We start from the raw sequence: 19,271 nt of genomic DNA on the forward strand, positions 1-19,271 counted from the left end.
GATTTGGTGCTAGGCTGAACGCGTGTTCTTTGCGGGTCTGCTTCTTAGCTGCCGCGACGAGGCTTAGATAAAGCCCCTCTCGTCGCGGCGTTTGTTGGCTTCACCCACGATTTTTTGAGGAGATTCCCGCAATGAAGAACAACCAGAAGCCCTCGGCCATGCCGATCCACAAGTACGTTCCGTACTCCCAGCAGATCAACGTGAATCTGCCCGATCGCACCTGGCCCAGCAAGGAAATTACCCAGGCCCCGCGCTGGTGTGCGGTCGACCTGCGTGATGGCAACCAGGCCCTGATCGATCCGATGAGCCCCGAGCGCAAGCGCATCATGTTCGACCTGCTGGTCGAGATGGGCTACAAGGAGATCGAGGTCGGGTTCCCGAGCGCCAGCCAGACCGACTTCGACTTCGTCCGCAGCCTGATCGAAGAAAACGCGATCCCGGACGACGTCACCATTCAGGTCCTGACCCAGGCGCGCGAACACCTGATCGCCCGCACCTATGAGTCGCTGAAGGGCGCGAAACAGGCCATCGTTCACCTGTACAACTCGACCTCGGTGCTGCAGCGTGAGGTGGTGTTCCGCGCCGATAAGGCCGCGATCACCAAGTTGGCCGTGGACGGCGCGAAGCTCTGCAAGAAGTATGAGGAGACCATCCCCGAGACGGATGTCTACTACGAGTACTCGCCCGAGAGCTACACCGGCACCGAGCTGGAGTACGCCGTCGAGGTGGTCAACGCCGTGCTCGAGGTCTTCGTCCCGACCCCCGAGCGCAAGGTCATCATCAACCTGCCCTCGACCGTCGAGATGGCGACCCCCAACGTCTACGCCGACTCGATCGAGTGGATGGGTCGCCACATCAACAACCGCGAGAACGTGCTGATCTCGCTGCACCCGCACAACGATCGCGGTACCGCGATCGCTGCGGCCGAGCTGGGCTACCTGGCCGGAGCCGACCGCATCGAGGGCTGCCTGTTCGGTAACGGTGAGCGCACCGGAAACGTCGACCTGGTTGCCCTGGGCATCAATATGTTCACCCAGGGAATCGACCCGCAGATCGACTTCTCCGACATCGACCGCGTGAAGCGTACGGCCGAGCACTGCAACCAGCTGCCGGTGCCCGAGCGCAGCCCGTGGGCCGGGGATCTGGTCTTTACCGCCTTCAGCGGTTCGCACCAGGACGCGATCAAGAAGGGATTCGAGGCCATGGCCGTGGATGCCGCGGCTCAGGGTAAGAGTGTGGACGACATCGTCTGGGCCGTGCCCTACCTGCCGGTGGACCCGAAGGACCTGGGCCGCTCCTACGAGGCCGTGATCCGGGTGAACTCGCAGTCCGGTAAGGGTGGTGTGGCGTACCTGCTGAAGGCCGACCACAGCCTCGATCTGCCGCGCAAGCTGCAGATCGAGTTCTCCGGTGTCGTGCAGTCGGTGACCGATGCCGAGGGTGGCGAGCTCACCAGCGAAAACATCTGGAACATCTTCCAGGACGAGTACCTGCCCGCCGCCGATGCCGCCGCCAAGTGGGGCCGCTTCGAACTGCGCGACACCCACACCTCCAGCCGTGACGGCGCGACCGAGCTCACCGCTACCCTGCGTGACGGCGATGCCGTGACCGACCTGACCGCCACCGGAAACGGCCCGATCGCCGCGTTCGTAAACGTCCTGGCCGGCCAGGGCATCGACGTCGAGGTGTACGACTACGTGGAGCACGCTCTCAGCGCCGGTGGCGACGCCGCCGCTGCCTCCTACCTGGAGCTGCGCGTGGGCGACCAGCGCCTCTGGGGCATTGGAATCGACTCCAACAGCTCGACCGCCTCACTCAAGGCCATCGTGTCCGGCGTGAACCGTGCACTGCGTTCGCACGTGGACGCCGAGCCAGAACTGGTGAACGCCTAGTCCGGACGGCGTCCGCTGAACCATGAGCCCGCACCGACACGGTGCGGGCTCCTGGCATCTGACGGAAAAATCCGCACGTCAGAGGAGGGCGGGGACCCACCGGAAAGATTCCCGGGCACCCCGGACTAAAGCCGAGTAGGATGAAGGGGTAACGAATGCTACGGAGAGGGGAGTTGCACCCATGGTGACGAAGTCAAACACGCGTGAACGTGGCGAAAAGGTGCGTCAGGATGCCAAGGAACGCCGTATTCGCGCCGCTCGCTCGGTACTGAGCACTCCCAGCGTCTCCGACCGCAAGTCCGCAGACTCGCACGCATCGACACGCCCTCGTCTCGCAGTCGGCTAGTCCGTGGCGAAAGGGGGCCCGGAGGAGCCGTTTCTTCGGTCTGAGGGGACCCACTCAGCGCTGCGCAGACTCGCTGAAAAGAACACGCTGGTGGTGTACTGCGGCGCGGGCGTGACCCGAGACCGCACCGGACTGGGGTGGAGCGAACTGGTCTCCGAGGTGTTTGACGTGGTTCGCGGGCGCCGTAATCGTGACCACGATACCGATGCAGCCATTGCCGGAGCCCTCGCGCGGCCCGATTTAGACCCCGCGCAGAAGGCATCGGTGGTTGTCGAGGCGGGCCGGGCGTCGCGGTCCACCGAAACGGGTTTTATGCGGCCGATTCTGCACAGGGTTCTCTATAAACAGCACGGCTGGAGTCAGGGACGGCTGCTGCAGAATGTGGCGGAGCTGGCCGTTTTCACGGCGGGTCTCGGCGACGATATTTCGATCGTGACCACCAACTATGACGACTATATTGATCGCCAAATTCACGAACTTATCCGTGACTATTACCAGAATGCGACACCCAAGGACGATATTCCCGGGGTGGTGCTCAACATTGTGGGAGCGGAGTCCGAACCGTTCACCCAGCGCGCCGCACAAAACGGTGCGGGCACCATTTACATCCACCACATTCACGGGCGGGTGGACAGCTCCGGTGCCTCGGCGGGGCAGATTGTCTTCTCGGAGAGCTCGTACTCACGCACCCGAAACCAGACCGTGCAGTTCCTCGTTTCTCAGTTCACCGAGGCATCCGCATTCCTCTCCGTCGGTGCCAGCCTGAGCGATGCACCGCTGATTGAGGCGCTGTTCCAGGCGGATGCGATCGGAAGATGGCGGGAACGGTCTCCGGTTAAGGTGGCGCTCCTGACCCCCCTCGGCGATACTCCGGCCGAGAAAGTGTCCGGTGCGGATTTCGCGATTCGCCGCGGCCTGCACCTGGGCATCGACGTCCTCGTTGCCGATACGTTCTCGAATATCGCTCAGTTTGTTGAAGAGCTCAGGGTGTGCAAGGTGCTGAATGCCCGCACGGCACTCGAGTCCTACGTGCCGCGGGCGAGCTATTCTCACGCACTTGCCTCGTGGTGGTCCGAGTGGAGTACGGCACCCTGGCATCAGGACCACGACGCACACCATCAGCTCCTCGCCGCGATGCTCGCCAACGTCAGCGATTTCTTTCGCAGTCGCGACCTCCTCAACCGGGGCGAGGTCTTGCGGCTAGAAGCCTGGATACGGATCAATCCATCGGTTTCACAAGACAATCGTCACCTGACACACTATGCAAATTCCACCGGGCCGCTCTACGCGCAGGAGGCCCTGCGTCGCGAGCGAATTGTCTTCCCAACCAACGTCGCATCGGTGCGTGCGTTCACGGTGGGTAAACCACTGCTGCTTGGCCTTGGCGATCTGGAACACTCCGATCAGGCGAGTCGGTGGAAGTCATTCCTCACGGTCCCGATCACGCACGATGTGGAGGTGGATTTTGAGAGTTTCGAGGTCTCACGAACGGTGCCCGTTGGCGTGCTGACCCTGGCCTCCACACATCCACGCGATGGGGCTGGACGCTCGCGAGCGAGCTTCGCAAAGCCGGCGCTGAGCGTTGCCGACTATGAAACCATCCTGGGGATGCTCCGCGATGTCGGGCGAATGCTGGTGTCCCCGGAGGGCCCACCCCTTCTCGACGAGGGTGAGGCGACGCGAGAGGACTAGCGGCGCACGCGCGGGAGCCAGCGTCGCCAACCGGAGTCGGCGCGCGCTGCCGGGCCGCCAGTGGCGGCGACCGCACCCGCACCCGAGGGATCCGAGTCGCGGCGACGCCAGGTTGCCCAGGAGCTGAGCGCGCGCTGCTCGGGGAGGCTCCAGCCGAAGCGTACCGAGAGTAGACGTACCGCGGTGGTGATGAGGACGCAGCCCACGGCGGCCCAGACGATCGGGACGTTGAGGTGCATCGCGGCGAGCATGAAGACGGTTCCGGCTCCAGCGGCTACCGCGTAGAGGGAGCCGACGTGCATCAGTGCGATGGGGAGGTTCAGCATCATGTCGCGCACCACCGAGCCGCCGACGGCCGAGATGACGCCCACAAACACCGCGGGCACCTCGGGGAGGCCCGCGGCCACGGCCTTCGCGCAGCCAAGGGCCGCGAACATGCCGATGGTGAGGGCGTCGAGGGTGATGATGATGGCGTTCATGCGCGTGAACACGCGCAGCAGGAGCATGCCCACAAACGCGGCACCGGTAGCGGTGAGCAGGTACCAGTTGGAACTCAGCGCCGCAGGTACCTGATTGATCAGGAGGTCGCGGGCGAGACCGCCGCCCAGCCCGATCACCAGGCCGATGATCGCGACCCCGAGCAGGTCGAGGCGGTTTTCGCGAAACCGTGCGGCAAACATCGCGCCCTGCACCGCGCCGATACCAACGGCGGTGAGGTCGAGCCACAGCGGAATCACAAACAGAGGGGTCACAGATCCATCTAACACGCACTCCGGCCCGGGTGCCAGGGGACACGGCGGGTGTGACGCCGGACGGCAGAGCCGAATGGATCGTGTGAACATGCCCCGCGCTGTCACGGGGAAACACCCGCGTGACCGATAATGGAAGTGATGGCAATTTACCGTGATGAGGCAGTGGTTCTGCGCACCCACAAACTGGGCGAGGCGGACCGCATCTGCACGCTCCTCACCCGCAACAACGGCAAGGTCAGCGCGGTGGCCAAGGGAGTGCGCAAGGTCGGCTCGAAGTTCGGGGCGCGCCTCGAACCCTTCATGGTCGCGGACATTCAGTTTTACGAGGGCCGCACTCTTGACACCATCAGCCAGGCCGAAACCCTCGGGTCCTACGGTGCCCAGATCGTGGCCGACTATGCGAGCTATACGGCCGCCACGGCGATGGTTGAGGCTGCCGCGCGGCTCACCGAGTCCGATCCCGCGCCGCGTCAGTACCTGCTGCTGGTGGGGGCGCTGCGTTCGCTCTCGCGTGGCGAACACAGCCCGACGCTCACGCTTGATTCGTACCTGCTCCGTGCCCTGTCGATTGCCGGGTGGGCCCCGAGCTTCTATGACTGCGCGCGCTGCGGCAAGCCCGGCCCGCACGAACGCGTCATGGTGCAGGTTGGCGGGGCCGTGTGCTCGGACTGCGCGCCCCAGGGGGCGGCGATCCTCGATACCGCGACCCGCGAGCTGCTGATCGCCCTGCTCGCGGGAGCCTGGGATCTTACCGAGGACGCCCCCGAGAACATCCAGGCCCGCGCCAGCGGAATCGTCGCCGCCTACACCCAGTTCCACCTGGATCGCAGCCTGCGCGCGCTCGACCACATCGACGGCTCGCGCACCCACAACGCACCCACCACCCGCGTTTCCCCCGGGCCCGCGCCCACAACACCGAAGGCAACCGCATGACCCCGAAGCCCTTTACCCACCGCGATGCGGTGCCCTACCGCCCGATCGACTGGACGGGAATCTACCCGCCCGCGTTCCCCACGGCCGGTGTACCCGAGCACGTGGCGATCGTGATGGACGGTAACGGCCGCTGGGCCAACGCTCGCGGCCTGCCGCGCGTGCAGGGCCACCAGGCGGGGGAGGCGGCCCTGCTCGACGTCGTGGCCGGCGCGATCCAGGCCGGGGTCAAGCACCTCTCGGTCTACGCGTTCTCCACCGAGAACTGGCGGCGTTCCCCGGATGAGGTGCGCTTCCTGATGGGCTTCAACCGCGACGTGCTGCACCGCCGCCGCGATCAGCTCAACGAGTGGGGCGTGCGCGTGCGCTGGGCGGGCCGTACCCCGAAGCTGTGGGGCTCGGTCATCAAGGAGCTGAAGTACGCCGAGGAACTGACAAAGACGAATTCCACGCTCACACTCACCATGTGCGTGAACTATGGCGGGCGTAACGAGATCGCCGATGCCGTGCGCGAGATCGCCGAGGGCGTGAAGGCTGGGAAGATCAAGCCCGGCTCGATCTCCGAAAAGACCATCGCCAAGCACCTCTACCTGCCCGATATGCCGGATGTTGACCTGTTCGTGCGCAGCTCGGGGGAGCAGCGCACTTCCAACTTCATGCTCTGGCAGTCGGCGTACGCCGAAATGGTGTTCCTCGACACGCTCTGGCCGGACTTCTCTCGCGAACAGCTCTGGGAGGCCATCGGGATCTATATCGGTCGCGATCGTCGCTTCGGCGGCGCGATCGACACCCCGAAGCCCGCCTAGTACCGCGCAAAAAGCCCCGCCCCGAGATCGTTCGGGGGCGGGGCTTTTGCGTGAGGGCTAGGGGAGGATCGGGCCGATCGCGAGCATGAGGCACAGCGCCATGATCATGATCAGCGAGAAGCGGAACATGCGGTGCGCCCAGGCGTCGTCATCCTTGGCGCGGAAGCCGACGAGGCCGATCCAGGCCCAGTACAGGCCGAGGACGCCCATGACGACGGTGTAGACGATGCCCACGTGGCCAAACACCGGCAGCAGCAGGGTGGAGATCACGAACGCGAGGGTGTACCAGAAGATCTGGGTCTTGGTGTTCTTTACGCCGTTGACCACCGAGATCACGGGAATGCCGGCCTGCGCGTACTCGTGCTTACGGTAGATCGCGATCGAGTAGAACTCGGGCATCTGCCAGAAGAACAGCATCGCGAACACCAGGATGGCCGAGGCGTCAATTGCCCCGGTCACGCCCACGTAGCCGGCGAGGATCGGGGCGGCACCGGAGACGCTGCCCACGAGGGTTCCGTGGATCGAGAGGCGCTTGGAGAGCATGCCGTAGAACACCACGTAGACCACGAAACCGGCGAGCCCCACGACCACGACGAGCCAGTTGGTCCAGGCCACGAGCATCGCGTTGCCGATCACGAACAGGGTGATCGAGAAGATGACGGCGTTGCGAACGCCCACCCCGCCACTCACGGTGGCGCGCTTGCGGGTGCGTTCCATCTTGGTGTCGATGTCGCGATCCAGCACGTTGTTGAGCACGCAGGCGGATGCGATGACCAGGGTGGTGCCGATAATCAGGGCGGCGAAAAGCCAGAGGTCTACCTGCCCGCGCGCGGCGAGCAGGAAGCCGGCGGCCGCGGTGAGCACGTTTCCGTACAGCACGCCCGGCTTTGTCAGCGTGTAGTAGAGGGTGATCCGATCACGGAGGGAACCCCCCTGGGCACGAGACGCGAGTGCCGCGTCGGTTCCGTCGGAACCGGCGTGAAAAGCAGGGGTGGGGCCGTGCAGGGTCATACGAGAAAAAGCTCCGATCAGCGCGTATAGCAAACTCCAGTATATCGGCGCTGTGAACCCTGGATGACGTTCTGGGAGGCGAACCGGGTGCCGCATTCGCCGCTCACGGGATTGTCTGGGAGAATTGATGCGATGTCCACTTCAGTTGTTGCTCCCGCCCCCGCGCTGCGTATCGGCAGCCTGGCCCTCGACGTGCCCGTAGTTCTGGCACCGATGGCCGGAATTACTAACACCGCGTTTCGTCGACTGTGCCGCGAATACGGTGCCGGCCTGTACGTGAGCGAGATGATCACGGCGCGTGCGCTGGTCGAGCGCACCCCGGAGACCATGCGTCTCATCACGCACCACCCGTCCGAGAAGACGCGCAGCATCCAGCTGTACGGCGTGGATGCCCCCACGGTTTACAAGGCCGTCAAGATTCTCTCCGAGGAGGGGCTCGCCGATCACGTCGACCTCAACTTCGGCTGCCCGGTGCCCAAGGTGACCCGCAAGGGCGGCGGTTCGGCCCTGCCCTGGAAGCTTGACCTCTTCCAGGACATCGTGGAGTCCGCCGTGCGCGGAGCCGGCGATCTGCCGGTGACGGTGAAGATGCGCAAGGGTATCGACGCCGATCACCTCACCTATCTGGATGCCGGCCGGATCGCCGAGGCCGCTGGCGCCTCCGCGGTAGCGCTGCACGGCCGCACCGCGAGCGAGTTCTACTCCGGTCAGGCCGACTGGTCCGCCATTGCCCGCCTCAAGGAAGCCGTGACCAGCATTCCGGTGCTCGGCAACGGAGACATCTGGAGCGGCGAGGACGGCCCGCGGATGATGCGCGAGACCGGCGCCGATGGCGTCGTGGTGGGCCGTGGCTGCCTCGGCCGCCCCTGGCTGTTCGGCGACCTCGCCGCCGCCTTCACCGGTTCGGAGGAGCGTCACCGCCCGCGCCTGGCGCTGGTGGCTCAGGCGTTCCGCCGGCACGCAGAGCTGCTGTCCGAGTTCTTCGAGAGTGAGGAGCGCGGTTGCCGCGACATCCGTAAGCACGTCGCCTGGTACTTCAAGGGCTATCCGGTGGGCAGCGAGATCCGCAGCGCACTCGCGCTGGTATCGAGCCTCGCCGAGGTGGACGAGCTGGTTGAGCGTCTGGGTGATGCCCCGTACCCCACCGAGGGTGCCGAGGGTCAGCGCGGCCGCGCCGGCAGCCCGAAGCGCGTCGTGCTGCCGGAGAACTGGCTGAACTCCCGTGAGCTCGAGGGCGACCAGCGCGAGCGTCTGACCGAGGGTGCCGGAGACACCAGCGGTGGCTAGCGGCTACTCGGAGTCCGACACCGAGCGCTGGTTCCCCGAAACCCACCGGTCGCACCGATCGGACTTCGCGCGGGATCGCGCCCGGCTGCTGCACTCCAGCGCACTGCGCCGCCTGGCCGCGAAGACCCAGGTGTTGAGCCCCACCGCGGGGCTCGACTTTGCGCGCAACCGCCTGACCCACTCCCTCGAGGTGGCGCAGGTCGGACGTGAGCTGGGGCTCGCGCTCGGGCTGGACCCCGACGTCGTCGACACCGCCTGCCTCGCCCACGACCTCGGGCATCCGCCCTTCGGGCACAACGGCGAGCGCGCGCTGAACGACTGGTCGGGGGAGATCGGCGGGTTCGAGGGCAACGCCCAGACCCTTCGCATCCTGACCCGCCTCGAACCCAAGGTGTTTGGCGCTGATGGCCGCGCCTACGGACTGAACCTCACCCGGGCGAGCCTCGATGCGAGCTGCAAGTACCCCTGGCCAGCCTCGCACGCGGTGGCTGATCCGGGTGGACGCGCGAAGTACGGGTTTTTCAATGACGACTCGGCCGCGTTCGAGTGGCTGCGCGCCGGAGCGCCCGACCGCCGCCGCTGCATCGAGGCGCAGGTCATGGATCTCTCGGACGACATCGCGTACTCCGTGCACGACTTTGAGGACGCCGTGGTGGGCGAGTACATCGACCCCGCCCTGCTCGCCTCCCGCGCGGGCCACGACGTTCTCCTGACCAAGGTGCGTGAGTGGGCCGGCGATGAGTTCAGCATCGATGATCTCGGCGCCGCTTTCGAGCGGGTGCGTGCGGTACCCAGCTGGCTCACCGAGTGGGACGGCTCCCGCCCCGCCCAGGGCCGACTCAAGACCTTCACCAGCGATATGATCGGCCGCTTTGCCGGGGCGGCCACCGTCGCCACGCGCGAGGCGTTCCCCGCGGAGAGCCTGATTCGCTTCAATGCCGACGTCGTGGTGCCGCACGAGATTGCGGCCGAAATCGCCGTGCTCAAGGGCATCGTGGCGGCGTTTGTGATGAGCCGCGATAGCCGCCAGCCGATCTATCGCCAGCAGCGGGAGATCCTGACCGCGCTGGCCGAAACCATTTACGAGCGTGGCCCGGAGCTGCTCGACACCGGTTATGCGGCCGACTGGGCCGAGGCCGCGGATGACGCGGCCCGTCGCCGTGTCGTGGTGGATCAGGTGGCGAGCCTGACCGACCAGGCGGCGATCAGCCGGTTCGAGCGACTCGGATAGCCTGCTCGCCCCGGCGCGAACGTTTCGGGTCGGGGTACTCCGCATCCCCGGACTGGGGCGGCGCGGGGCGCGCGCCACGGGCGCGAGTGACGGGGGTCGGGACTAGACTGGGGTAATGGCAGGACTGATCCGACAGAGCGATATCGACGAGGTAAAGTCGCGCACAAACATCGCGGACATTGTGGGAGATCACGTCACCCTGAAGTCCGCCGGCGTGGGCTCGATGAAGGGCCTGTGCCCCTTCCACGATGAGCGTAGCCCGAGCTTCCACGTGCGCCCCCAGCTGGGCTACTACCACTGCTTCGGCTGCGGCGAGAGCGGCGACGCCATCTCGTTCCTGCAGAAGATCGATCACGTGTCCTTCAGCGAGGCCGTCGAGCGCCTGGCTGCCCGCGCGGGCATCGTGCTGCAGTACGAGGAGGGTGGCAGCGGCCGCTCCGATCACGGGCAGCGCGCGCGTCTGCTCGCCGCAAACAACGCCGCGGGCGTGTTCTTCCGCGAGCAGCTCGGTGCGCCGGATGCCGAGCCGGGCCGGAAATTTCTCGGTGAACGCGGGTTCGATCCGGCCGCGGCCGAGCACTTCGGCGTGGGCTTTGCCCCGAAGAGCTGGGATCGCATGACCAACGCGCTCAAGGCGCAGGGTTTCACCGTGGAGGAGCTCCTCGCGGCGGGCCTGGTCAGCCAGGGTGATCGCGGCGTGTATGACCGCTTCCGCGGCCGCCTGGTGTGGCCCATTCGCGATGTCACCGGCCAGACCATCGGGTTCGGTGCGCGCCGCCTGCTGGAGGACGACAAGGGCCCGAAGTACCTCAACACCCCGGAGACCGCGGTCTATCACAAGAACCAGGTGCTCTACGGTCTCGACCTCGCCAAGCGCGACATTTCGCGCGGCGGCCAGGTTGTGGTGGTGGAGGGCTACACCGACGTGATGGCCGCGCACCTGGCCGGCATCACCACCGCCGTGGCCACCTGTGGTACGGCGTTTGGCGTGGAGCACATCCGGCTGATCCGGCGCATCATGGGTGATGACTCCGGCACCGGTGAGGTGGTCTTCACCTTCGACCCGGACGCCGCCGGACAGAAGGCCGCGATGCGCGCCTTTGCCGAGGAAAAGCGCTTCTCCGCCCAGACATACGTGGCGGTGGCTCCCGATGGCCTCGACCCCTGCGACCTCCGCCTCGCGCGCGGTGATGCCGCGGTGCGCGCGCTCCTCGAAAACAAGGAGCCGATGTTCGAGTTTGTGATCCGCCAGCTACTCTCCGAATACGACCTCGAGAGCGTCGAGGGTCGGGTGGGTGCGCTGCGCGTGGCCGCGCCGGTGATCGCCGAGATTCGCGACCCCGCGATTCGCCCCGGCTATACGCGGGTGCTCGCGCGTCAGCTCGGTATGGATCTCCCCGAGGTACAGTCCGCCGTCGCGCGGGCGCGTCCGGGCCGCGGGGGAGAGAGCTCCCACGCGGGCGGTGCGCGTCCGATTGAACGGGCGTCCGCACCGCGCGTGGCCGAGGGCTCTGGCCTGGGCTCCTTCGCGACCGCGTCCGCGAATGCTGCGGCGGCCCAGACCGAGGTCTCGGGCCAGCCGGGCTCGGCCGAGGTCATCATCCTCGACGAACCGCCCGTTTCGCTGCGCGATCTGCCCTCCGACCCGGTGACCCGACTCGAGCGCGACGCCCTGATGGCCGTGCTCCAGCACCCGAGCACAATCCCCGTTGAGCTGGTGGCACGAGCGATGCACACCGGTTTCATCAACCCCGCCCTCGCCATCGTGCGCGACGGGATCGCCGCGACCCTTGACCGCTTCGGGCAGCCGGACTGGTTCCGAGCCGTGGCCGATACCGTTCCCGTGCCCATTCGCACGCTCGTGGAGCAGCTCGCGATTGCGCCGATCCCGCAGCGCGGAGAGAATGATCTCGGCGGCTACGTGCACGGCATCACCACCGCCCTGATCGATCGCGATCTCCTGCGCCAGTCGCATGAGCTGCGCGGGCGCCTGCAGCGTACCGACCCGCAGGATCGCGAGGCATACCGTGCCGTCCAGACCGAGCTGATGGCCCTCGAGGCCGAACGTCGCGCCCTACGATCGGAGTAACGCGTGGATTCCCTGCTTGCCCTCGAAGACCTCTCGCTCAGCTATCCGGCACGCGTCGGCCATTCGGCGCATCGAGCGGTATCAGGGGTGAGTCTTACGCTGCGTGCGGGGGAGACTCTGCTGGTATCCGGCGGCGCCGGAGCGGGGAAATCCACGCTCGCTCGCGCACTCAGCCTGCGCGCCGATCCGAAGCCGGCACCGCGGGTGAGCGGGGGAGCCGCGCGCGTGCTCGGTGCCCCGCTGACCGGGTTCGGCCAGCGCGCACGGCGCGACGCACGCACCCACATTGGGTACCTCGCTCAGCGTGACGAGGCCCTGTTTGCCACCCGCACCATCACCCAGGGGCTCGCCGCCGTCATTCTCGATCACACTCCCGTGCTCGACCATCCCGCGGTTGGTGCCCGCATCGCCGAGCTCCTGGATGCCGTGCACCTCCCACTCTCCGTGCTCGACCGCTTCCCCTCCGAACTCTCCAGCGGCCAGCGGCGCCGCATCGCCCTGGCCGGCGAACTCGCCCGCGAACCGCGGCTGCTGATCCTCGACGAACCCACCGCCGGGCTCGACCCCACCGTGCGCGCCGTCGTTTCCGCCGCCGTGGCCCGCACGCGCGCACACGGTGGCGGTGTCGTCCTCGTCAGTAACGATGACTCCCTCGCGGCCGAACTCGGCGCACACACCCTCGTGCTGGAGCGTGGAACACCCGTGGGGTGGAGCGCGGCGCGCGTTTAGCGACACGAATCGCCCGAGCTGCACACGATTTCGTTCGGCCCGCGGGACGCTGCTACAGTAGTAACACGCCAGCAGGCATCATCCTCGATAGCTCAGCGGCAGAGCAGCCGGCTGTTAACCGGCAGGTCCTTGGTTCGAATCCAAGTCGGGGAGCTAAGCCCCGGGAAGCTCCACCTTCCCGGGGCTTTTTAGTACCCAAAAACCGGGCTCAGCCCGCCACGCCTACATCCACTTCTTGACGCGGAAGATGACGTAGAGAATCAGGCCGAACAGCGCCATCGAGCCCAGGGCGAGCGGGTAGCCGAATGCCCAGTGCAGCTCGGGCATGTGGTCAAAGTTCATGCCGTAGATCGCGCCGATCAGGGTGGGCGCGAAGAGAATCGCGGCCCAGCCGGAAATCTTCTTCATGTCCTCGTTCTGGCGCTGGGCAACCAGCGTCGCGTTGACGCTGAGGATCTGCGAGAGCGCCTCGCGCAGTTCCGTCACGCGCGTCGTAGCGTGAGCGAGGTGATCGGCGACGTCCTGCAGGTATGCCTGCAGGGGCTCGGGCACCTCATAGCGGTCAAAACCTCGTCGGAGCTCCGCGAGAACATCCGTCATGGATGACGTGGTGTGCTGCAGATCGATGACCTCCTGGCTGAGGCGGTAGATCCGCTCGGCAACCGAGGAGTCACCGGAGAAGACCTGGCGTTCGATCTGCTCCTTATCGATCGCCAGGCCGCGCAGCACGCGTGTGTAGCCGTCCACGATGGCGTCCAGGAGGCGATAGGCCACCGCCTCGGGCCCCAGACTCAGCAGGTGCCCGTCATCCAGCAGGGTGCGGCCACCGCGGTCGGCAATATCGGAGGGGTCACTTGCGATGGCCGCCTCATCCGTGCCGTCGATCCAGCGGCCATCCTGGCAGAGCACCGCAATGGCGTGCGGGCGCACCAGAACGTGAAACTCGGAGAAGTCGACATCCTCGGCCGCATCGTCATAGCGGGCGGAGCGCACCACCATGAACAGCACATCTCCGTAGCGTTCGAGCTTGGGTCGCTGGCCCGCATGCTGGAGATCCTCAACGAGCAGCGGATGGAGATCCCAGGCGTCCGCAATCTCATCGATATCGCCGGCGGTGGGGGCGGGGAAGAGGGTCAGGGCGATGCGATTCGGCGCGGCGTCGGCGAAGACCAGTGCCTCGGCCACGGTGACGTCCTCGGGAGTGGGGCGCAGAAGGCCATCCACCACGTACCGGGTGCGCCGCGATGAGGGTGCGGCGGTGGGCTGTGCCGGGGTGTTGCGCCGGTGAAAGAGGGGGTTGCGGCGCCGCGAAGGCTCCTCGCTGTCGCGATTTGACATGGGTACCTCGCTCGTGAATCCGATGGGCGGAGTGTCTGCATTCTCCTCGGCCAGCTTAGCCGCGTTCTGGCCCGTGCATCCCGCCGGGTGGCACCCGCGGAAACACCGGAGACACGCCATGATGAGCGTCCGAATTGAAGCGCGCATCGAGCGTGTAGTACAGTAATGCACGTAGCAAACACCGCCTCCGGGCGGACGCCGTAATCCTCGATAGCTCAGCGGCAGAGCAGCCGGCTGTTAACCGGCAGGTCCTTGGTTCGAATCCAAGTCGGGGAGCCAACAAATACGCGCCGGGTCATCCCGGCGCGTATTTTGCTATCCGGGAGGAACAGATGAGCGACTACGAAAAAGAGCGCACCCGTCGCGCCGCCCGGGTGGCCCGCGGGGCCGTGCGATACACGCTGATCGGGCTGATTGCGCTGGTCGGAGTCGTATGGCTCGTGAACACCCTGACCTAGCCCCCGTCACCACTACGCGAAAACGCCCGCGCGCTCGATGGCTTCGAAAAGCCACCAAGCGCGCGGGCGTTTTGTGTTGGGGGAGGGCTAGGCGTCGATGTCGTCTTCGCCCGGCGTCCAGCTGAGGCCGGGAACACCCCAGCGGTACTTTCGGGTGAGGCGATCCTGGGTCTTCCAGTCGCCGGGGCCGAGACGGTCCACGTACAGGTAGCCGTCGAGGTGGTCGTATTCGTGCTGCAGGATGCGTGCGCGCCAGCCGGTGACGTCGAGGTGCACGGGGTTCTGATCGAGATCCACCGCGGTCAGGACGGCCCGCTCGGCGCGTCGCAGCGGGAAACGCTCACCGGGGAACGAGAGGCAGCCCTCGGACTCGATGTCCTCATCCGGTTCGCCGGGCTCGGCGGGGGAGATCAGCAGGGTCGGGTTGATCGCGACGCCGCGCCACGGCTCGCCCTCGGGTGTCTCGTAGCTGTAGACGAAGAGTCGCAGGCCCACGCCCACCTGGGGGGCGGCAAGACCCACGCCGGGTGCCGCATCCATCGTCTCGTACATGTCCTGGACGAGGGTACGCAGAGCCTCGTCAAACTCGGTCACCGGGGCGGCGGGGGTGTGCAGCACCGGCTCGCCCTTGATGCAAATGGGAAGAATAGCCATGGCACTACCCTATCTATGCCACGCGGCGCGCTAGGCTGATTGGGTGAGCCCCGTACAAGATTTCCTGACCGAGGTCAGTTTGGAGACCTTCCAAAACCCGACGCAGATGATCGGTGTTCCGATCGCGATCGTGGGTGCCGTGTTCCTGTCGCTCGGTGCGCAGTTCCAGCACCGCGGCGTCAACAAGGTGGATGACGCCACCGAGGGCACCGGGAAGAATGGGCTCAACTTCGGTCAGCTCAAGCTGCTCCTGATGCGCCCGTCCTGGGTGATCGGCACGCTCATGCTGGGGCTCGCGATCGTTTTCCAGCTGGTGTCGCTCGCGTTCTCACCGTTGATTTTGGTGCAGCCGCTCGGTGCCATCGCGCTCGTTGTCACGGCGATCGTGAACTCCCGGGTCACCAGGGTGAAGATGACCCGCGCGGGCATCATCGCGATTGCCGCCTGTGTGCTCGGAATCGGCCTCTTCGTCGGGATTGCGGCCTCGGTCAGCGGGGAAAAGCCCGTAACGAACGAGAAGCTGATCACGATCCTGATCACGCTGGCCGTGGTGCTTGCGCTCCTCGGCACGATGTTTGCGATCTTCCGCACCCGTGCCCGTGCGCTCTTCTACATCATCTCCGCGGGCGTCGTTTACGGTTTTGTCGCGACCCTCGCGAAGGTTGTGATCAGCCGGGTTCAGCAGCAGGACTTCGACTGGCTCACCATCCTCTGCGTCGTGGGTCTGCTCGCCGGCACCGGACTCGGTGCCTACTTCGTTCAGAACGCCTACGCCTCCGGCCCGCCGGATCTCGTCATCGCCGGTCTCACCGTGGTGGACCCGATGGTGGCCGTCGCGATCGCCGTGATCGTTCTGGGCGAGGCGGATGGCGCGCCGCCCTGGGCCATCATTGGATTCGTCGTGGCCGGTGCCATCGCGGTGTGGGGAGTGTTCCAACTCGCCCGGCATCACCCGCAGGTCACCGATTAAAAATCATCCCAGCGAGTGATCTGTGGCGGCTACATGCGCGCAATACGCTCAGATTCTGTATGGCTCCGGGTAGAATGGAGCGACCCGAGGCGGTAGTTTCGCCTCAGCAGTCCGGGCTAGCACCGGCAATCACGGAGGCATTTCAAACTTGACCGACTCAACCGAAAACCGTCCCGAGCTCCCCGCCGAGACGACTCCGGCAAGGCGGCCGCTGCGTATCGTGATCGGCACCGACACGTTCTCGCCCGACGTGAACGGAGCGGCGCGATTCACCGAACGCCTCGCCGCCGGCCTGGTTGCTCGTGGGCACGACGTGCACGTCGTCGCCCCGGCCGCGTCCTACCGGCACGGCACCTGGCAGGAGCCCCACGAGGGTCAGACCATGACCGTGCACCGGCTGTTTAGCTTCCGCTGGTACCCGCACGACTGGCTGCGTTTTGCCCTGCCGTGGACGATCAACCGCAACGCGGCGCGCATCCTCGACGAGCTGAAGCCCGATGTGGTGCACTCGCAGTCGTTCTTCGTGATCGGCCGCGGCCTCTCGGTGCAGGCGCAGAAGCGCGGCATCCGTATCGTCGCAACCAACCACGTCATGCCCGAGAACATGCTTGAGTTCACGATGGTGCCGCAGGCATTCCAGAAGCAGCTCATCGCCTGGGCCTGGCGCCTGGCAGAGCGCGCGCTGGGCCGTGCGGAGTCGGTGACGACCCCGACCCGCCGTGCCGCCGACTTCCTCGAGCGCAACACCGCGATCCGCGATGTTCACGCCATTTCCTGCGGTATCGACTCCTCGCGCTACACACCGAGCTTTGCCCCGCGCACCGAGAACCGCATCCTGTTTGTGGGGCGCATCACCGGTGAGAAGCAGATCGACGTGCTGATTCGCGCCGTCGCAAGCCTCGATCCGGCCCTCGACGCCAAGCTCACTATCATCGGTGGCGGAGACCAGAAGAAGGCCCTGCAGGAGCTCGTCGAGCAGCTGGGCCTTGGCGATCGCGTGCACTTCGCCGGTTACGTGACCGACGAGGAGCTGCGTCAGGCCTACACCGACGCCACAGTGTTCGCGATGCCCTCGATTGCCGAGCTGCAGTCCATCGCGACGATGGAGGCCATGTCCACCGCGCTGCCGGTGGTGGCGGCCAACGCGATGGCGCTGCCGCACCTCGTGCACGACGGTGAGAACGGTCACCTGTTCGAGCCTGGAAACGTGGCCGACCTCGCCGAGAAGCTCACCGATGTTCTCACCGCGGACGCTGACAAGCTGGACGCCTTCAAGAACGCCTCGCTGCGCCTGATCGCCCCGCACGACATCGACCGCACCCTCAACACGTTCGAGGCCCTGTACCTCGGCGAGGACGTCGTGGACCCGGTCACCGAAATCGGTGCGGAGCAGTCGGCCGACTAGCCGATTCGCTCGTCGTGTCGCCGGGTATCCGAGCGATAGGATGGGACCGTTGTGTTCCCTCGGGGACGCAACCTGGGGCGGTAGCCAAGCTGGTTAAGGCATTCGGCTCATAACCGAACGATCGCGGGTTCAAGTCCCGCCCGCCCTACTTTTTCCGTTCAGCGTGCCTCCGGTTTCCTGAGGCTGCCAGCACGGACGTGCCCCCAGTACGAGGGTGGTGCGCGCCCCCGCAGCCGAGGTGCCACTACGCTGAGGGGATGCTCCCCTCCCGTGCCGAACGTTCGGTAACTCCGCGCTCATCCGTCCTCGCCCCACTCGCCGTGACACTGGGAGCGCTCGCGCTCGTTCTCACCGGGTGCACGGCCACCAACGGTGATGCGAAAAGTGCGGAACTCTCATTGCCCGAGGTGATTGCCACCGTGGCCTCGGATGTCGGCGCTCGCTGTGCCGACCCCACCGTGACGCCCGAGGGCACGAGCGTCGATGAGCCCACGCTCGTGCTCGTGGACGGCTTCAGTGCGCCCGGAGTGCGTGAGCACCTCCGGGAGGAGTCAACCGAGTCCGCCCTGATCTGGAGTGACGAGGTGAGCTGGGTGAACATGAATGAGGTGCACGATGCGATATCCGATCAGTCGCCCATTCCGGTGCGCGAATCGGGAACACCCAACCGAACGAATTTCGCCGAGATCCTCGCGGGCACCGCGCAGACCCCGGGGTTGTTGGGCTACTACGCGCAGAGCCGCGAGTACCACAGCTTCACCGTCACCTGTCAGAACGAACCGGGCAAGACCTATCCGGTCTCGTATGCGACCTGGGGGACCGACGACCTCGGAATCATCGACTGCGCGCTCACCCTTCCCGCCACCGCTTCGGCACCCGCCCAGCAGGCCGCGCGCGAATACTGTGTGGCCAGCTAGACCCGTCTGATCCCCGTGGCGCGATCCGCTCGGCTCCGGTGTGCCGCTACTCGGAGTCTGCGTGGAGTGTGCTCGCGGGCTTGCGTCCACGGCGCGGACGTGCTGGGCGGGCGCTGCGCACCAGCGCACGGCCCGAGGCCAGTTCGGGGCCCACGCGGGTAAGCCAGTCCAGGGCGGCCGCGGTCTGCGCCGTTCGGGCCGCGGTGACAAAGAGGGAGGCTCGCTCGGTCTTGGCCGCGGTATCGGCGGTATCATCGGTGTCCGCCCAGGCACTCCACGCGGCGCGATAGGCGACCAGGAGAGCACGGACGCTGTCCTCGCTGTCCGGGAGGGAGGCGGTGACGAGAAGCTGGTCGAGCATGTCTGCCCAGTCCGGGTTGTCTGGGCGCTCGGGGCTGCGCATCCACTCGGCGGCGGCGTCCCAGCCGCTGGGGCTGAGCGAGTACAGCGGGAGTGCGTCATCGGTGAGGCCCGCGGACCGCACGAGGCCACCGGTGAGGAGGCGATCCAGCGTGCCGTAGATCTGGCCCACGTTGATGCCCGCGCGGTGCGGGGCGCGAGCGATCAGCTCATCGCGAATCTGGAGGCCATAGGCCGGACCGAGGGTCAGAATGGCGATCAGCGAACCCCGAACGGACATCTGGCTCCCTCCCTCGTTACGGTTATCTTCTACCGAGTATAGGGAAGGCCATACGAAAATGCTTGCGGCTTTCGCGGGGATCTGCACATAATGGCACTGTTGGGTCCGGTGGGCACAGGAAATC

General features: G+C 66.2%; 18 protein-coding genes and 3 tRNA genes. 16 read left to right on the plus strand and 5 right to left on the minus strand.

The window, feature by feature from the left end; all coding sequences use genetic code 11:
* The first annotated feature begins 131 nt into the window (after positions 1-131).
* From leuA to D9V32_RS04435, 3 genes are all read left to right on the plus strand, one after another.
* Complete coding sequence (leuA, locus tag D9V32_RS04430; protein WP_121647696.1) at positions 132-1,892, plus strand: 2-isopropylmalate synthase; 1,761 nt, start codon at positions 132-134, stop codon at positions 1,890-1,892.
* Between the two features lie 181 nt (positions 1,893-2,073).
* Positions 2,074-2,238, plus strand: a complete 165-nt coding sequence (locus D9V32_RS16185) for a hypothetical protein (protein WP_183086176.1) — start codon at positions 2,074-2,076, stop codon at positions 2,236-2,238.
* Positions 2,239-2,349: 111 nt separating this feature from the next.
* Entirely contained in the window at positions 2,350-3,930 is a 1,581-nt protein-coding gene (locus D9V32_RS04435) for an SIR2 family protein (protein ID WP_147440390.1), read from the plus strand.
* Here D9V32_RS04435 and D9V32_RS04440 read toward each other — a convergent pair.
* Positions 3,927-4,682 carry a trimeric intracellular cation channel family protein gene (locus tag D9V32_RS04440; protein ID WP_245982046.1) on the minus strand — a complete coding sequence of 252 codons (756 nt, stop codon included), beginning with the start codon at positions 4,680-4,682 and terminating at the stop codon, positions 3,927-3,929. The two genes, D9V32_RS04435 and D9V32_RS04440, sit on opposite strands and share 4 nt — an antisense overlap.
* A 138-nt stretch (positions 4,683-4,820) precedes the next feature.
* Between D9V32_RS04440 and recO the strand changes: the two genes are divergently transcribed.
* On the plus strand, positions 4,821-5,615 hold the full coding sequence (recO, locus tag D9V32_RS04445) for a DNA repair protein RecO (RefSeq protein WP_121647699.1): 795 nt from the start codon (positions 4,821-4,823) through the stop codon (positions 5,613-5,615).
* Complete coding sequence (locus D9V32_RS04450; RefSeq protein ID WP_121647700.1) at positions 5,612-6,418, plus strand: isoprenyl transferase; 807 nt, start codon at positions 5,612-5,614, stop codon at positions 6,416-6,418. Before recO ends, D9V32_RS04450 begins: the two co-directional genes overlap by 4 nt.
* Positions 6,419-6,475: 57 nt before the next feature.
* On the opposite strand, the gene cyoE is transcribed toward D9V32_RS04450, so the two are convergent.
* Positions 6,476-7,429, minus strand: a complete 954-nt coding sequence (gene cyoE, locus D9V32_RS04455; protein WP_183086177.1) for a heme o synthase — start codon at positions 7,427-7,429, stop codon at positions 6,476-6,478.
* Positions 7,430-7,561: 132 nt separating this feature from the next.
* Between cyoE and dusB the strand changes: the two genes are divergently transcribed.
* From dusB to D9V32_RS04480, 5 genes are all read left to right on the plus strand, one after another.
* Positions 7,562-8,716 (plus strand): tRNA dihydrouridine synthase DusB, encoded by a 1,155-nt coding sequence (dusB, locus tag D9V32_RS04460; protein WP_121647702.1) that lies wholly within the window; start codon positions 7,562-7,564, stop codon positions 8,714-8,716.
* The gene (locus D9V32_RS04465; protein ID WP_245982048.1) at positions 8,709-9,947 is read left to right on the plus strand and encodes a deoxyguanosinetriphosphate triphosphohydrolase; all 1,239 of its coding nucleotides are present in this window, start codon (positions 8,709-8,711) and stop codon (positions 9,945-9,947) included. The genes dusB and D9V32_RS04465 overlap by 8 nt, the downstream gene beginning before the upstream one ends.
* Positions 9,948-10,062: 115 nt before the next feature.
* Positions 10,063-12,036 (plus strand): DNA primase, encoded by a 1,974-nt coding sequence (dnaG, locus tag D9V32_RS04470; RefSeq protein WP_121647704.1) that lies wholly within the window; start codon positions 10,063-10,065, stop codon positions 12,034-12,036.
* Positions 12,037-12,039: 3 nt separating this feature from the next.
* The gene (locus D9V32_RS04475) at positions 12,040-12,765 is read left to right on the plus strand and encodes an ATP-binding cassette domain-containing protein (RefSeq protein ID WP_121647705.1); all 726 of its coding nucleotides are present in this window, start codon (positions 12,040-12,042) and stop codon (positions 12,763-12,765) included.
* Between the two features lie 81 nt (positions 12,766-12,846).
* Positions 12,847-12,918, plus strand: a tRNA-Asn gene (locus tag D9V32_RS04480).
* Positions 12,919-12,987: 69 nt separating this feature from the next.
* Here D9V32_RS04480 and D9V32_RS04485 read toward each other — a convergent pair.
* Positions 12,988-14,103: a magnesium and cobalt transport protein CorA gene (locus D9V32_RS04485; RefSeq protein ID WP_121647706.1), complete on the minus strand. Its 1,116-nt coding sequence runs from the start codon at positions 14,101-14,103 to the stop codon at positions 12,988-12,990.
* A 204-nt stretch (positions 14,104-14,307) separates the two neighbouring features.
* On the opposite strand from D9V32_RS04485, the gene D9V32_RS04490 reads away from it, so the two are divergent.
* Positions 14,308-14,382 (plus strand) — tRNA-Asn (locus D9V32_RS04490).
* Positions 14,383-14,435: 53 nt separating this feature from the next.
* Positions 14,436-14,561, plus strand: a complete 126-nt coding sequence (locus tag D9V32_RS16555; protein ID WP_281272123.1) for a hypothetical protein — start codon at positions 14,436-14,438, stop codon at positions 14,559-14,561.
* An 87-nt stretch (positions 14,562-14,648) separates the two neighbouring features.
* Here the strand turns inward: D9V32_RS16555 and def are convergent, their stop codons facing one another.
* Positions 14,649-15,215: a peptide deformylase gene (def, locus tag D9V32_RS04495; protein WP_121647707.1), complete on the minus strand. Its 567-nt coding sequence runs from the start codon at positions 15,213-15,215 to the stop codon at positions 14,649-14,651.
* 43 nt (positions 15,216-15,258) lie between these two features.
* On the opposite strand from def, the gene D9V32_RS04500 reads away from it, so the two are divergent.
* From D9V32_RS04500 to D9V32_RS04515, 4 genes are all read left to right on the plus strand, one after another.
* Positions 15,259-16,185, plus strand: a complete 927-nt coding sequence (locus tag D9V32_RS04500; RefSeq protein ID WP_245982052.1) for a DMT family transporter — start codon at positions 15,259-15,261, stop codon at positions 16,183-16,185.
* 148 nt (positions 16,186-16,333) lie between these two features.
* Positions 16,334-17,590 (plus strand): glycosyltransferase, encoded by a 1,257-nt coding sequence (locus D9V32_RS04505; protein ID WP_245982054.1) that lies wholly within the window; start codon positions 16,334-16,336, stop codon positions 17,588-17,590.
* A 74-nt stretch (positions 17,591-17,664) separates the two neighbouring features.
* A tRNA-Ile gene (locus D9V32_RS04510) sits at positions 17,665-17,738 on the plus strand.
* Positions 17,739-17,847: 109 nt separating this feature from the next.
* On the plus strand, positions 17,848-18,507 hold the full coding sequence (locus D9V32_RS04515) for a hypothetical protein (protein WP_121647709.1): 660 nt from the start codon (positions 17,848-17,850) through the stop codon (positions 18,505-18,507).
* Between the two features lie 46 nt (positions 18,508-18,553).
* Here the strand turns inward: D9V32_RS04515 and D9V32_RS04520 are convergent, their stop codons facing one another.
* Positions 18,554-19,147, minus strand: a complete 594-nt coding sequence (locus D9V32_RS04520) for a PadR family transcriptional regulator (protein ID WP_121647710.1) — start codon at positions 19,145-19,147, stop codon at positions 18,554-18,556.
* Between the last annotated feature and the right edge of the window lie 124 nt (positions 19,148-19,271).

This window comes from Mycetocola tolaasinivorans (genome assembly GCF_003667565.1).
Taxonomy (GTDB): Bacteria; Actinomycetota; Actinomycetes; order Actinomycetales; family Microbacteriaceae; genus Mycetocola; species Mycetocola tolaasinivorans.

Excerpts from the sequence above, each read along its gene's own strand:
- leuA (WP_121647696.1), top strand. The coding sequence starts at position 132 with ATGAAGAACAACCAGAAGCCCTCGGCCATGCCGATCCACAAGTACGTT.
- D9V32_RS16185 (WP_183086176.1), top strand. The coding sequence starts at position 2,074 with ATGGTGACGAAGTCAAACACGCGTGAACGTGGCGAAAAGGTGCGTCAG.
- recO (WP_121647699.1), top strand. The coding sequence starts at position 4,821 with ATGGCAATTTACCGTGATGAGGCAGTGGTTCTGCGCACCCACAAACTG.
- D9V32_RS04450 (WP_121647700.1), top strand. The coding sequence starts at position 5,612 with ATGACCCCGAAGCCCTTTACCCACCGCGATGCGGTGCCCTACCGCCCG.
- cyoE (WP_183086177.1), bottom strand. The coding sequence starts at position 7,429 with ATGACCCTGCACGGCCCCACCCCTGCTTTTCACGCCGGTTCCGACGGA.
- dusB (WP_121647702.1), top strand. The coding sequence starts at position 7,562 with ATGTCCACTTCAGTTGTTGCTCCCGCCCCCGCGCTGCGTATCGGCAGC.
- dnaG (WP_121647704.1), top strand. The coding sequence starts at position 10,063 with ATGGCAGGACTGATCCGACAGAGCGATATCGACGAGGTAAAGTCGCGC.
- D9V32_RS04485 (WP_121647706.1), bottom strand. The coding sequence starts at position 14,103 with ATGTCAAATCGCGACAGCGAGGAGCCTTCGCGGCGCCGCAACCCCCTC.
- D9V32_RS16555 (WP_281272123.1), top strand. The coding sequence starts at position 14,436 with ATGAGCGACTACGAAAAAGAGCGCACCCGTCGCGCCGCCCGGGTGGCC.
- def (WP_121647707.1), bottom strand. The coding sequence starts at position 15,215 with ATGGCTATTCTTCCCATTTGCATCAAGGGCGAGCCGGTGCTGCACACC.
- D9V32_RS04515 (WP_121647709.1), top strand. The coding sequence starts at position 17,848 with ATGCTCCCCTCCCGTGCCGAACGTTCGGTAACTCCGCGCTCATCCGTC.
- D9V32_RS04520 (WP_121647710.1), bottom strand. The coding sequence starts at position 19,147 with ATGTCCGTTCGGGGTTCGCTGATCGCCATTCTGACCCTCGGTCCGGCC.